Annotated in this window: 11 protein-coding genes; 7 read left to right on the top strand and 4 right to left on the bottom strand. The window is 63.3% G+C overall.

Features of this window, described 5'->3' with window-relative positions; translation table 11 throughout:
• Window positions 1-10: 10 nt before the first annotated feature.
• The 4 genes from Q1A85_RS03265 to bchF are packed head-to-tail and all read right to left on the bottom strand — an operon-like array spanning window position 11 to window position 6,935.
• Window positions 11-3,568, bottom strand: coding sequence for a magnesium chelatase subunit H (locus Q1A85_RS03265; protein WP_299685024.1), 3,558 nt, complete (start codon window positions 3,566-3,568; stop codon window positions 11-13).
• A complete protein-coding gene (bchB, locus tag Q1A85_RS03260; protein ID WP_299685022.1) occupies window positions 3,558-5,114 on the bottom strand; it encodes a ferredoxin:protochlorophyllide reductase (ATP-dependent) subunit B in 1,557 nt (518 codons plus the stop codon). Before bchB ends, Q1A85_RS03265 begins: the two co-directional genes overlap by 11 nt.
• 40 nt (window positions 5,115-5,154) lie before the next feature.
• Complete coding sequence (locus Q1A85_RS03255; RefSeq protein WP_299685020.1) at window positions 5,155-6,438, bottom strand: ferredoxin:protochlorophyllide reductase (ATP-dependent) subunit N; 1,284 nt, start codon at window positions 6,436-6,438, stop codon at window positions 5,155-5,157.
• A complete protein-coding gene (gene bchF, locus Q1A85_RS03250; RefSeq protein WP_299685018.1) occupies window positions 6,435-6,935 on the bottom strand; it encodes a 2-vinyl bacteriochlorophyllide hydratase in 501 nt (166 codons plus the stop codon). Before bchF ends, Q1A85_RS03255 begins: the two co-directional genes overlap by 4 nt.
• Window positions 6,936-7,305: 370 nt before the next feature.
• On the opposite strand from bchF, the gene Q1A85_RS03245 reads away from it, so the two are divergent.
• Genes Q1A85_RS03245 through Q1A85_RS03215 form a run of 7 tightly spaced genes read left to right on the top strand, consistent with a single transcriptional unit; the run spans window position 7,306 to window position 13,984 of the window.
• Window positions 7,306-8,022, top strand: coding sequence for a B12-binding domain-containing protein (locus tag Q1A85_RS03245; RefSeq protein ID WP_299685016.1), 717 nt, complete (start codon window positions 7,306-7,308; stop codon window positions 8,020-8,022).
• Window positions 8,019-9,434: a transcriptional regulator PpsR gene (gene ppsR, locus Q1A85_RS03240; RefSeq protein WP_299685014.1), complete on the top strand. Its 1,416-nt coding sequence runs from the start codon at window positions 8,019-8,021 to the stop codon at window positions 9,432-9,434. The genes Q1A85_RS03245 and ppsR overlap by 4 nt, the downstream gene beginning before the upstream one ends.
• Before the next feature lie 51 nt (window positions 9,435-9,485).
• The gene (gene chlG / locus Q1A85_RS03235; protein ID WP_299685012.1) at window positions 9,486-10,385 is read left to right on the top strand and encodes a chlorophyll synthase ChlG; all 900 of its coding nucleotides are present in this window, start codon (window positions 9,486-9,488) and stop codon (window positions 10,383-10,385) included.
• A complete protein-coding gene (locus tag Q1A85_RS03230; RefSeq protein WP_299685010.1) occupies window positions 10,385-11,638 on the top strand; it encodes an MFS transporter in 1,254 nt (417 codons plus the stop codon). Before chlG ends, Q1A85_RS03230 begins: the two co-directional genes overlap by 1 nt.
• 5 nt (window positions 11,639-11,643) lie before the next feature.
• A complete protein-coding gene (locus tag Q1A85_RS03225; protein WP_299685008.1) occupies window positions 11,644-12,822 on the top strand; it encodes a geranylgeranyl diphosphate reductase in 1,179 nt (392 codons plus the stop codon).
• A complete protein-coding gene (gene idi, locus Q1A85_RS03220; protein ID WP_299685006.1) occupies window positions 12,819-13,361 on the top strand; it encodes an isopentenyl-diphosphate Delta-isomerase in 543 nt (180 codons plus the stop codon). The genes Q1A85_RS03225 and idi overlap by 4 nt, the downstream gene beginning before the upstream one ends.
• Entirely contained in the window at window positions 13,358-13,984 is a 627-nt protein-coding gene (locus Q1A85_RS03215; RefSeq protein ID WP_299685004.1) for a LysE family translocator, read from the top strand. Before idi ends, Q1A85_RS03215 begins: the two co-directional genes overlap by 4 nt.
• Window positions 13,985-13,997 lie beyond the last annotated feature (13 nt).

Genomic DNA, 13,997 nt, shown 5'->3' with positions numbered 1-13,997 from the left:
GCGAAACGGATCATTCTGCCGCGATCCCTTCGAGCTTGTCTTCCAGCGCATCCGCCGCATCCTGCAACGCCGCCAATGTCTCTGCGTCCGGCTGCCAATAGTTCCGGTCGGACGCTTCCAGCAGGCGGTTCGCCATGCGGCTTGATGCCGTGGGGTTTAGGTCTGCGATGCGCTGGCGCATCTCTTCATCCAGCACAAAAGTCTCGGAAATCCGCTGATATACCCATTCGTCCACCTGACCGGTGGTGGCCGACCAGCCCAGCGTGTTGGTCACTGTCGCCTCGATCTGGCGCACGCCTTCGGCGCCATGTTTCAGCAGGCCCTCGAAAAATTTCGGGTTCAGCGCCCGGCTGCGCGTCTCCAGCGCTACCTGATCCTTGAGCGTACGAACCTTGGCTGTACCGCGCGTCTGGTCACCGATGTATACCGCCGCCTCTTGGCCGCGCGCCCGTTTCACGGCGCGGGCAATTCCGCCCAGCGTGTCGAAATAATGGTCAACCGTCGTGACCCCCAACTCGACCGATTCAAGGTTCTGGTAGGCGATTTCCACATCCGCCAGCGCGCGCTGCAACAGGGCCGGGTTCGCCGCTGATTTGCCGTCGACACCATAGGCAAAGCTCTTGCGCCCCTCATAGGCGTCCGCCAATTCGTCCTCATCGCCAAAGGCCGAACTGTCCACCAGATGGTTCACGTTCGACCCATAGGCGCCTTCGGCGTTGGAGAACACGCGCAGCGCCGCCGTCGCCAGATCAACGCCCTGCGCCTCGGCATAGGCCAGCGCGTGGGCGCGGATAAAGTTCTGTTCCAACGGCTCTTCGGCCTCGGCGCATTTCAGCGCCGCCTCAGCCAGCATCCGTGTCTGCAAGGGCAGCAGATCGCGGAAAATCCCAGACAGGGTCATGATCACGTCGATCCGTGGGCGGCCAAGTTCGGCAAGCGGCACCAGATCGGCCCCCGCCAACCGGCCAAAGCTGTCAAAGCGGGGCACGCACCCCATCAGCGCCAGCGCCTGTGCAATAGGCACCCCGTCCGATTTGATATTGTCCGACCCCCACAACACCAGCGCCACGGACCGTGGCAGGCTGTCATGCGTCTTCAGCAACAATTCCGCCTGCGCCACGCCCTCGCGGCAGGCAAAAGCCGTAGGCATCCGGAACGGGTCAAACGCATGGATGTTGCGCCCCGTGGGCAGAATGTCGGGTGACCGCAACAGGTCACCGCCATGCACAGGCCGGATATAGCGTGCATCCAGCGCCGCCATCAGCGACGACAATTCCGTCTCCTGCTGCAACAGCGCGTCCACCCGCGCCCGCGCGTCGTCATCCTCGTGTTGCATCAGATCGAGGTAATCGCGCCGCGCGGCGTCACTGAGTGGCGCGCCGACGACATGCAGGCCTTCAGGGATTAGCGCGTCCTCGGTTTCGAGCAGTTTCAGCCACAGATCGGCAGGTGCCACGCCGCCCATATCAACCGCCTCCGCCTGTTCGGCGATCAACACTTCGAGGTCATCGCGGGTGGGATCACCCGCCGCCGTTCCACGCCAGCGGGTCAGTGAATCCTTTAGCTCCGACAAACCCTTGTAGAGCCCCGATTGCGCCAGCGGCGGCGTCAGATGCGTGATCGTCACAGCGCCCGACCGCCGCTTGGCCAGCGACGCCTCTGACGGGTTATTGGCCGCATACAGATAAATGTTCGGCATCTCGCCAATCAAACGGTCCGGCCAATCCTGCGCGCCCAAGCCTGCCTGCTTGCCCGGCATAAACTCCAGCGCGCCATGCATCCCGAAATGCACCACCGCATCCGCGCCATAGGTGTTCCGCAGCCACAGATAAAAGGTGACAAAGGCATGGGTGGGCGCAAAGCCTTTCTCGAACAGCAACCGCATCGGGTCGCCCTCGTAGCCAAACGCTGGCTGCACCCCCACAAAGACGTTGCCCAATTCGGCCCCCAGCACAAACACACCGCGCCCATCCGACTGGATACGGCCCGGTGCAGGACCCCACACCGCCTCAATGGCGTGCAGGGGTGGCGTTGTGCGCACGATGGTGTCAGCGTCCACATGGGCGGCCACGTTGGCCTCTTGCCCGTATTGCGCGGCATTCCCGTCGAGGACGCGGGCGCGCAGGGCGTCCACATTGTCCGGGACGTCCACATCGTAGCCCCGCGCGCGCATGGCCCGCAGGGTGTTCATCAGGCTTTCAAAGACGCTCAGATAGGCGGCAGTGCCGACAGCGCCCGCATTTGGCGGAAAGCCAAAGAGGACAATGGCCACCTTCTTGTCCGCGTTGTCTTTGCGGCGCAGGCGCATCTGGCGGATGGTCTTTTCAACAAGGCTGTCGATCCGCTCGTGGCAGGGCACCATGGCCTTGGGCTCAGCGGCGCGGCAGGCATGGGCACAGCCTGCGCAACCTTCGGGCCCCAGCCGCCCGCCAAAGACGGTTGGACAGGTAGCCCCATCCAATTCGGGCAAGGCAACCAGCATCGTCGTCTCGATCGGGCCAAGCCCACCGGAACTGCCCGCCCATTGGCCCAGGGTCTGAAATTCCAGCGCGTGCGCGGCGAGATAGGGCACATCGAGGTCCGCCAGCACGTCAATGGCCGCCTCGTTGTCGTTGTAGGCAGGGCCACCCACAAGGCTAAAGCCTGTCAGTGACACCATCGCATCGACCTGACCCTTAAAAAACGTGTCGATTGCCGGGCGCGCGTCCAACCCTCCGGCGAAGGCGGGCAACACCCGAACACCTTGCGCTTCGAAGCGGCGAATGACGCCATCGTAATGGGCGGTGTCGCCGGCCAGCACATAGGATCGCAACATCACGATGCCGACGGTCATCACAGCCGTTTTGGGTCCGGCAATGTCCGCAGGATCGGTTGTGATCCGCCCGGGCAGATCGGGGTGGTAAAGGCCGGTGTCCGGGTAATCAATCGGCAGCGCGGCCTCGGGCCGGTCCGTCCAATCGGCGCTGTCTGCGTAGCGGCCCAGCAGGAACTGGATCATGCTGCGCACATTGTCGTCCGACCCGCCCAGCCAGTATTGCATCACCATGAACCAGGCGCGCAGGTCCTGCGCCTTGCCCGGAATGAACTTGAGGATTTTCGGCAGGCGGCGCAGCATCGCCATCTTCTTGGCGCCGCTTTCGGTCGATGGTTTGGACGACCCGCGCAGCCGCTTCATCAACTTGCCCATGGCCGACGGAGGCTGTGCCATGTCCAGCGTGCCCATGCGCGTCAGCTTGACCACGTCGGCATCCGCCACAACGCCGATCATTGCGTCGCAGGTGTCCCGGCGGGCCTGCAATGCAGGCAGGATGCGCGCCACATGCTCTTCGAGGAACAGCAGATTTGCGATGATGATATCGCCCTGCATCACCGCCTCTTCGGCGGCCTCGAACGCTCCGGGCGTCTCGCCCCATTCAGCGGCTGCAAAGATCTGGATGTCGAGACCCGGATAGTCGCCCGCCAACGCCTCCTGCGCCTTGCGCGCAGGTCCCGCGGCATGGCTGTCCAGCGTGATGATCACCACGCGGTAGCCGGGGCGACGCCCCTCTATGCCGGTGTCATCGCGCATAATGGGCCTTTGCCTCATAGAGTGTGTCCACCGAAATCTGCGCCACACCGCGTTCGGCGGCAAAAACTTCTGTGTTGCGCCGTGCCTTGCCACGGACAAAGAAGGGGATCTTCTTTAGTTCCTTTTCGGCCTCAGCCAGCCAGATCACCTGACCCCCACCCGTCTCTGTCCCGGAAAAATCCCGGGGGGAGGCCGCAGGCCGGGGGGCAGCGCCCCCCTCTGCGCCCGGGCTGGGCGCATGGCCGCCATGATGCGACGGACCCGCCGCATCGTGGAATTCAAAATCCTCGCGGAACATGTGTAACAGGTGCTCTTCGAGCCCCATAACCAGCGGGTGCACCCATGTGTCAAAGAGGACGTTCGCGCCCTCGATCCCCATTTGGGGCGAATACCGGGCGGGAAAGTCCTGTACATGCACCGGAGCCGAAATCACGGAGCAGGGAATGCCCAGACGCTTGCCGATGTGACGCTCCATCTGGGTGCCGAGGATCATCTCGGGTTGCAGCGCTTCGATCACGCGTTCGACTTCGAGGTAGTCATCGGTGATTGTCGCCTCGAGGCCCATCTCGCGCGCCTTTGCGCGCACCGGGCGCGCCATTTCGCGGTTGTAGCAGCCAAGGCCGACAACCTCGAACCCCATCTCTTCGGAGGCCACGCGCGCGGCCGCAAGCACGTGGGTGCCGTCGCCAAACAGGAAAACGCGCTTGCCCGTCAGATAGGTGCTGTCCACGGATTTGGAGTACCACGGCAGGCGCAGACGAGAGGTGTCGACATATGCCTCATTGCCGCTGATCGCGGCCACTTCGGCCACAAAGTCACGGGTCGCACCGACGCCGATGGGCACCACCTTGGTATAGGGCTGATCCAGTTCCCGCTCCATCCAGCGCGCCGCGCTTTCTGCGGTTTCGGGATACATCAGGACGTTGAAATGCGCCGCCCCCATGCGGGCAATGTCAGCAGGTGACGATGTCATCGGAGCCACCACATTCACGCTGATGCCCATGTCGGACAAAAGCGCGGTGACCTCTTGGATATCGTCGCGGTGACGGAAACCGAGGGCTGTCGGACCAATGAGGTTCGCGGTGATTTGTTTGGTCCGTTCCATTGGACGGGCCAGCGTTTTGACGATCTGGAAAAACGTCTCGTCTGCGCCAAAGTTTTCCTTGCGTTGGTAGCTGGGCAGTTCCAGCGGGATCGTTGGCACAGGCAGGCCCATCGTCTCGGCCATGCCGCCGGGGTCGTCCTGGATCAATTCGGCCGTGCAGGACGCGCCCACAATGATCGCCTGTGGTTTGAACCGGTCATAGGCGTCCTGCGCCGCAGTCTTGAACAGGTTGGCGGTGTCCGCACCAAGGTCGCGGGCCTGAAAGGTCGTGTAGGTCACAGGCGGGCGGTGATTGCGCCGTTCGATCATGGTGAACAGCAGGTCGGCATAGGTGTCGCCCTGCGGTGCGTGCAGCACGTAGTGCAGACCCGTCATCCCGGTGGCAACGCGCATGGCACCCACATGGGGCGGACCCTCATATGTCCAGACCGTGAGCTTCATGTGTCGCCGCCGGATTGAGTATTTGGAAAGAGAAGAAGCATCAGGACACCTCCAGCTTGAGGAGGTCGGCACGCCGGATCGGCCGGGAGAAGAGCCCGGCAAGATCGCCCGCCTGTTCGTAGAAATGGACAGGGGTAAACACCAGTTCGATGGCCCATTTCGTGGCGAGCCCTTCGGCTTCGAGCGGGTTGGCGAGGCCGAGGCCGCAGACCGTCAGGTCGGGTCGGGCGGCCCGCGCGCGGTCGAGTTGCAGGTCGACATCCTGCCCTTCGGAGATGGTCGGGCCCTCGGCCAGCAGGTCGAGGTCGGGGCCGACGAGCCCTTTGTGGATGAAGGGCGCGCCGACCTCGATGGCGGTCATGCCGCATTCGCGGGTGAGAAACCGGGCCAGCGGAATTTCCAGCTGGCTGTCGGGAAAGAAGAATATGGATTTGCCCTTGAGTGCTTCGGCGGCCTGGGCAATGGCCTTGCGGGCGCGGGCGCGGGGCGCGGCGGTGACCTGTTCGAAGAGGTCGGCGGAGACACCGAATTCTGTGGCAATGGCGGCAAGCCATTGCGTCGTGCCTTCTTCGCCAAAGGGGAACGGGGCCGGGATATGGCGCGCGCCGCGGCGCGTCAGGGCATCGTGGGTGTCGCCCAGAAACGGCTGTGTCAGCGCGTAGACCGTGCCGGGGCCAACGCCAAGATCGTCACTGGCACGGGGGGCGGGCAGCACCTTGATCGGACCGATGCCCATCGCTTCGAGCAGGCCGATGGCCTGTTCCTCGACCACATCCGGCAGCGCGCCGACCAGAAGCAATTGCCGGTCCTCCGTCTTGGGCAGGACGGGCACCATGGAGGCAAGGCAAGCGTCTTCGCCTTGGGTAAAGGTCGTCTCGATGCCTGACCCGGAGAAGTTCAGCACCCGCACCGATGGCGCGTGGCGCTGGGTCATGCGTTCCGCCGCCTTGGCGAGGTCCAGTTTGATCACCTCGGACGGGCAGGAACCCACGAGGAACAATTGCTTGATGTCCGGGCGGCGGGTCAGCAATTCGTCCACCACCTTGTCCAGCTCGGTCTGCGCATCTGCCAGACCGGCAAGGTCCGTTTCCTCGAGAATGGCCGTACCAAAGCGCGGTTCGGCGAAAATCATCACGCCGGCGGCGGATTGCAGCAGGTGCGCGCAGGTGCGCGAGCCGATCACGAGGAAGAACGCGTCCTGCATCTTGCGGTGCAGCCAGATGATTCCCGTCAGACCGCAGAACACTTCGCGCTGTCCGCGCTGCTTGAGAATCGGCACATCGCGGCACCCGCCGCTGGTGGGAAGACGTGGCAGTTCGGTCATGCGGTCACCTCCGGCATGGCGGCGGCCTGCAGTCTGGCGGCCCGCAATTTGAGTACGAACTGAGCGGCGTTGATGACGTAGGCGGCGTAGGCGGCCAGCGCGAGCCACATCAGCGGCACCGGGCTGAGCGCGCCGAAAAACAGAGCCCAGAGATAGGCCGTGTGCAGCCCGATCACGAGGAAGGAAAACACGTCTTCCCAGAAAAATGCAGGTGCCAGAAGGTACTGACCAAAAACGACTTTTTCCCAGATCGCGCCGGTGATCATGATGATGTACAGCACCCCGGTCTTGGCCACGATGGACCATGTGGCGACGGCGTATCCGTCACCTGTCACGAGGTAGCGGATGACCAACACCAGAGAGACCAGAAAGACCACAAACTGGATCGGCGCGAGGATACCCTGAATGGGCGTCCAGATGGTGCTGTCGCGCCGCGCACGCTCTTGGGCCGTATAGAGGCCATGCGGCACGCCGCTGGGCTTTCCCGTGTGGGACATCACTTGCGCCTCTCCATGGCTACATAAGGTGAAATTATCGGCGGAACCGGAAAAGTGTCAATTATAAGTTACAGTTTTGGAGACGTATGTTTACAACTCTGGACATGTCAGAGCGCTCGGATTCAGGGCGAGATGGCTGATTTTAAGAGAAAACAGCGGTTTTTCGTGAAAATTGCGCCAATCAACCTGTGGATTATTGTCAATCTGCATTGACATGCACAGGTGCAAAGCAGAGACTTACACAAGAGCCACGACTCTGACGCGCCAGAGTCGTCTGTTGTGTGTCTACCGTTAGAGGTGAGCCATGGCGCAAGACGACCCTTTCGGCACGGCCCAGACCAGAAACGGGATGGGAGGGAGCCTGGAGCCTTTGGCATCCCAGGTCATATCCGTACTGTGCGAACGCCAAACCAGCGGACCTTCGGGTGCGCGGCAGATCGTTGTGGACTACCTGTTGCGTGCGGTGACATCCCGGAACAGCTTTGACGCATCGCTCGTGATGGAAGAGTTGCGCGGCTACCGCCTGACCATCGATTCCATCATTGATCTCTATATTCCGCAGGTTGCCACCTGCATGGGCGAGCTGTGGACCACCTCCGATCTTGATTTCGCCTCCGTCACTGTGGGCGCGTTGCGCCTGCAAGCCCTGCTGAGCGAGGCATCGTCAGCGCTGGTCCATACGGCGATTAACACGCACACCGCGCCGCTTGCGCTGGTGGTCGTGTCCGAAGGCGAACAGCACTTTCTCGGGGCGTCTGTCGTGGCCGCGCAACTGCGGCGGCTGGGTTGCGATGTGAGCCTGTCCATCGCAGAGCCCCCCAAGCAAATCACCAACCGCGTTTTGTATGATCAGCCTGACATGGTGTTGATGTCCTGCGCCCAGGTGGCGGGCCTTGAAACCATCGCCCGAAACGTTAAAAAGATCAGACGAGCGATTGACCCCGCTCCTGTCATCGCTCTGGGTGGCGCAATGCGGGGCGATATCGAAGGCATTCGAAAGAAGACAGGCGTAGATCTGGTGACGAAATCGGCGAAGGACGTTGTTGGCTTCTATACGAAGCGGCACAAGGCGCTGAGCCGAGGATGACCACCGGGGGCAGCAGTTTCTGGACCAGCGGTTCTGTGCCCCTGATCGAGCCGGAATTCCTGAGCAGCATCATCGGCGCGGCGTCTGACATTGCTTTGGTTGTGTCCGCCGAAGGCAATATCCTGTCCGTGGTGATCAATGCGCAGGATGACAGTTTTGGCAATCTCAACCACTGGGAAGGCCGTCCGGTTGTCGAATTCCTGACCGACGACAGTATCGAAAAGTTTCAACACGCCCATAACGGCTATCTGGCGGGCGGTCTGGCACGCAAGTCGATCGAATTGAACCACGCCGACAACGCCGTTTGGCAATATCCGGTGCGCTACACCTTTCACCGGTTTGGGCAGGAGGATGCGGTCCTGCTTTTGGGCCGCGACCTGCGCCCGATCGCCGAGACTCAGCAGCAATTGGTACAGGCGCAGATCGCGCTTGAGCAGGGGTACGAGGCCAAGCGCGAGTTCGACGCGCGGTACCGCGTTGTCATGGGCAACGTCGAAGATGCGGTGGTGTTCGTGTCGGTCCAGACGGGCCGGGTCGAGGACGCCAACGCCAAGGCCGCGACCCTGTTGGGGCTGAAACCCGACGCGCTCTCGGGCGCGACCTTTGCCACCCTCTTTTCGGATCGGTCCGGCAGTGAACTGACCGAAAGCCTGATGAATTCCACCCTGTCGGATGATGCGACGCCCGTAACCGTGCGCGCCACGCGCACCCGGCAACGGTTGCAAATCCATCCCGTGGTGTTCCGCGCCGCAGGCCAGCGGGTGCTGATGTGCCGCCTGACAGGCGAGGCAGAGGCCACGCCCTCTGCCGATGCGGCGGCCAGCCATGCGGCGGCTTTGTTCCGCCAAACCTCGGACGCGGTTGCATTCCTCGACAACCGCGGCGGCATCCTGTCGGTGAACGAGGCATTTCAGGACCTTGTTGGTGCCGCGCATCTCAGCGATGTGGTTGGCGCGACACTTGCGGATTTCCTGACCCGTGGTCAGGTCGATCTGGGCGTGCTGTTGGAAAATGTGACACGGTCCGGACAGATGCGTCTGTACGCAACCCGTCTGGTCAACGATCTGGGCGCACGTGTCCCGGTTGAGGTGTCCGCCACCCGGCTCGAAGCCGGAGAGGCGTCGGCCATTGGCATCATCCTTCGCGATGTGAGCCGCCTCGAAGGGGTGCGCAAGCCCGAAGGCGGCAATACGTTGCCCGATCCCGGTCGGAATGTGATGGACCTTGTTGGCTCCGCCTCGCTCAAGGACATAGTGGCGGAAACCACGGATGTGGTCGAAAAAATGTGCATCGAGACAGCGGTGAACCTGACCCGCAACAACCGCGTGGCCGCGGCCGAGATGTTGGGCCTGTCTCGCCAGTCGCTCTATGTCAAATTGCGCAAATACGGCCTGCTCGCCAAGGACACCTGACAGTCTCGCTAGACACTTGCGCCGACTCAAGTTGTCAACCATAGTTGACACATGGATGTCAGCTCTTCCCTGACCACGCGCCGATTTCCCGAACCGGTCGCCGCGCTGCGCTTGATCAAACCGATCACGTGGTTCCCTCCGATGTGGGCCTATGTCTGTGGCGTGATTTCATCGGGCGTGGCACCTGCGGGCCATTGGTGGCTGGTGTTGCTGGGTGTGCTTCTCGCCGGACCGATTGTTTGCGGAATGAGCCAGGCGGCCAATGATTGGTGCGACCGCCACGTGGACGCCATCAACGAACCGGACCGCCCGATCCCGTCGGGCCGCATTCCGGGCCGCTGGGGTCTGTGGATCGCGCTGGCGATGTCTGCCCTATCCCTCTTTGTCGGCTGGCAACTGGGCCCGTGGGGCTTTGCCGCGACGGTTGTCGGTGTGCTGGCCGCGTGGGCCTATTCGGCAGAACCCGTGCGCCTCAAGCGGTCGGGCTGGTGGGGCCCGGGCCTTGTCGGTCTCAGCTATGAGACGTTGCCATGGGTGACAGGGGCCGCCGTGCTCAGCGCGGGTGCCCCTCGGTGGGAAATTCTCTTGGTCGCCCTGCTTTACGGTCTGGGGGCGCATGGCATCATGACACTCAACGATTTCAAAGCGCTGGAAGGTGACCGGCAAATGGGCGTGAACTCCCTGCCCGTGACGCTTGGCCCGCGGCGGGCTGCGCAAGTGGCCTGTGCTGTGATGGCCGCGCCGCAGGCCGTGGTGATCGCCCTGCTGTTTCTCTGGGACCGCCCGCTGCACGCCATGGGCGTCATGACGGTGCTGGCCCTGCAATTCTGGGCCATGACCATCATGTTCCGCGACCCCAAGGCCAAGGCACCGTGGTACAACGGCACCGGTGTGCTGCTCTATGTGTCGGGTATGATGATCGCGGCCTTTGCCCTGCGGGGACTGGTCTGATGGCGGGTTGGGGGCTTCTGATCCGGCTGTGCCTTGTGAACGCCGCCATCGGCGGACTGGCCGCCCTGCCCGTGAACCTGTTCAACCGGTTGATGACCGTCGAACTGGCCCTGCCTGCACTGCTGCCCGGCCTGCTTGTCGCGCTGCACTACGGCGTGCAACTGACGCGGCCCGTCTGGGGCCACCGGTCCGATACGCGTGGCGGGCGCACGCCCTTTATCCTTGGCGGCATGGCCGTGGTGGGTGCGGGTGTGCTGGGCGCAGCCTGGGGCATTCAGGTTGCGACTGCTTCGGTGCCTTGGGCGCTGGTGGTCTGGGTTATCTCTTACATCGCCATCGGCCTTGGCATCGGGGCGGCGGGCACGTCGTTTCTCGCGCTGCTGGCGTCGGTCACCGGTCCGCGCAAAGGCGCCGCAGCGACAATGGCGTGGCTCTTGCTGATCGCGGGCGCGATCTTTGCCTCCGTTGGCACCGGCATCGCACTCGAACCCTACAGTCCGGAGCGCCTCGTTGCGGTGGTCGCGGTTGTCGTGGCCATTGCGCTGGCACTATGTGTCATCGCCACATGGCGGGCTGAGGACGGCGCGACCGCGCCGGACGAAGCGCGCAATGTGCCCTTGATACAGGCGCTGCGCCACACGTGGGCCGACCCCATGGCGCGCCGGTTCACCGGCTTTGTCTTTTTGTCGATCCTGGCGTTCTACCTGTCCGAACTGATCTTCGAGCCCTTTGCGGGCCACATCCACGGCCTCAGTCCCGAGGACAGCACCAAGCTGTCGGGCGGCAAGGACGGCGCGGCACTTATGGGCATGATCGGCGCAGGCGTGCTGTCCCATCTGCGGCTGGGCAGCCTGCGCTTTTGGGCCGTGGCGGGCTGTGTCCTGTCGGCGCTTGGCCTGCTGGGCCTTGGCGCGCAATTGCCGCTGGTGCCATCAACCGTCGTGCTTGGCCTCGGCAATGGTCTGTTCGTCGTGGGCGCGGTCGGGTCGATGATGCAACTGGCCGCCGCCCATGCCAAGGCAACCGGCACCCGCATGGGCGTCTTTGGCGCGGCTCAGGCCATCGCTGCGGGTCTGGCGGGCCTCGTGGCCACCGGCACGCTCGATCTGGCGCGGCTCGTCCTGCCGGACGCCACCGCCTACGCCACCGTTTTCACATTGGAGGCGGCGCTGTTTCTGGCGGCCGCCGTGGTCGCCGCCCGCGTGATGCAGGGCGCTGACTATTCAGACGCAACCTTGGTCCCCGGGGAGTAAAGCTCATGTATGATGTCGTTGTAGTCGGAGGCGGCCCCTGCGGCGCCACAGCCGCCGAAGATCTGGTCCGGTCCGGTCATTCCGTCGCCCTTCTGGACCGCGAGGGCCGGATCAAGCCCTGCGGCGGCGCCATCCCGCCCAGGCTGATGCAGGATTTCCACATCGACGAAGATCAGCTGCTGACCAAAGTCACCACAGCCCGCATGATCTCGCCCACGGGGCGCATGGTCGATATCCCGATCGAAAACGGCTATGTGGGTATGGTCGACCGCAAGGATTTCGACCCGTTCCTGCGCCAACGCGCAGCGGATGCGGGGGCCAAGTACTTCACCGGCACCTTTGTCCGCATCGACCGTCCCGACGGCACGCCCGTCGTCATCTACCGTGACAAGGCCACGCAAGAGGAACGCGCGCTGCCGTGCAAGCTGGTGATCGGCGCGGACGGGGCCAAATCCCGCGTGGGTCTGGCCGAGGTCAAGGATGCCGACAAGGTGCCGCTGGTCTTTGCCTATCACGAGATCATCAAGGCCCCTGCCGCCACCGAAACCTACGACCCGATGCGCTGCGACGTGATCTATGACGGCGCGATCTCGCCGGATTTCTACGGCTGGGTGTTCCCCCACGGCGGCACCACAAGCGTCGGCATGGGTACCGAATTGCAGTCCGTAAACCTCAAGGACGCAACCGCCGCGTTGCGCAAGGCCTCCGGCCTCGCAGACTGCGAAACCATCCGCAAGGAAGGCGCGCCAATCCCCCTCAAACCGCTCGACCGCTGGGACAACGGCAAGGACGTGGTGCTGGCGGGCGACGCCGCAGGCGTCGTGGCCCCCTCGTCAGGCGAAGGCATCTATTATGCCATGGTTGGGGGCCGGGTGGCCGCCACAGCCTGTGCGGCCACACTCGCCTCGGGCCGGGCCAAGGATCTACGGCTTGCCCGCAAGCTGTTCATGCGCGAGCACAAGACAGTGTTCCGGGTCCTCGCTTCGATGCAAAATGCCTACTATCGCAGCGACGACCGACGCGAGCGCTTTGTGTCACTATGTCACGACATTGATGTGCAGCGTCTGACGTTCGAGGCGTATATGAACAAGAAGCTGGTCAAGGCGCGGCCCATGGCCCACGTCAAGATCGGCATCAAGAACCTCGCCCACCTGACCGGCCTCGTAAAGGCGGAACACGTATGAGTATCATGATCCCCGCATGGGTCGACGGCACGTTGACCCCGGTCGAAAAACTCGAAGCGCATCAGCGCGGCCTGCGGCACAAGGCGGTGTCCGTGTTCGTCATCCGCGGCACCGAGGTGCTGCTGCAACAGCGCGCAATGGGCAAGTACCACACGCCGGGCCTCTGGGCGAACACCTGCTGCACGCATCCCGACTGGGACGAAGCGCCGTCGGTCTGCGCCACCCGCCGCCTGAACGAAGAGCTTGGGATCACGGGCCTGCCGCTCGAACACCGGCATCATCTGGAATACCGCGCGGACGTGGGTGACGGTCTGATCGAACACGAGGTGGTCGATGTCTATCTGGGTCGCGTGCGCGGTGACCTGCATGTCGCACCCAACCCGGACGAAGTCATGGCCTACAAGTGGACCGACTACCACGACCTCAAGGCCATGGTGCAACGCCATCCCGAACGGTTCACACCGTGGCTGCGCATCTACCTGACGGACCACGCCGATGTGATCTTTGGTGCCGACCTCGCCATTGCCGCGCGGGTATGACAGCCGACACCTATCTGCTGTACCTCGCCGCCGTCGCCGTTTTCTTTGCCACCCCACCTGACACCAGCCAGCTTCTGATCGTCTCCAACGCGATGAAACACGGGCTGCGCCGCAGCCTGTGGGTGATCGCCGGGGACCTCAGTGCAAATATGTTGCAGATGACCGCCGCCGCCTTTGGCCTTGCTGCAATCATTGCGACCTCTGCCGTGGCCTTTGGCTGGATCAAGTGGCTGGGCGTTGCCTATCTTGTGTGGATCGGGGTGCAGATGATGCGGGCCAAGGGGGCGGCCCGTGGCGCAGCGGCACACACCGCACGGCCCGCACGGCTCTTCCGCATGGGCTTTGTCACCTCGATGACAAACCCCTTTGCCGTGGTGTTCTTTGCCGCGCTCTTCCCACAGTTCATTGCGCCTGATGCGGCCATCCTGCCGCAGTTGCTGATCCTCGGGGCGACCTATCTGGCGGTCGATGGGCTGACCCTGATTGCGTGGGGTTGGGCCGGGGACCGGGTTGCCGCCCGCCTTGCCCGTATGTCCATGGCCACCATCAACCGCATCTGCGGCGGGCTGATGATCGGCGCGGCTGTTTTGCTGGGCCTCAAGGACATGTCGCCGCAGCGTTAACGCTAACTTGAAG

Origin of the sequence: uncultured Tateyamaria sp., assembly GCF_947503385.1 — a bacterium.
In the GTDB taxonomy this organism is placed as follows: domain Bacteria; phylum Pseudomonadota; class Alphaproteobacteria; order Rhodobacterales; family Rhodobacteraceae; genus Tateyamaria.
The sequence above is the reverse complement of the archived record's forward strand: the minus strand, read 5'-3'. Positions and strand labels throughout refer to the sequence as shown.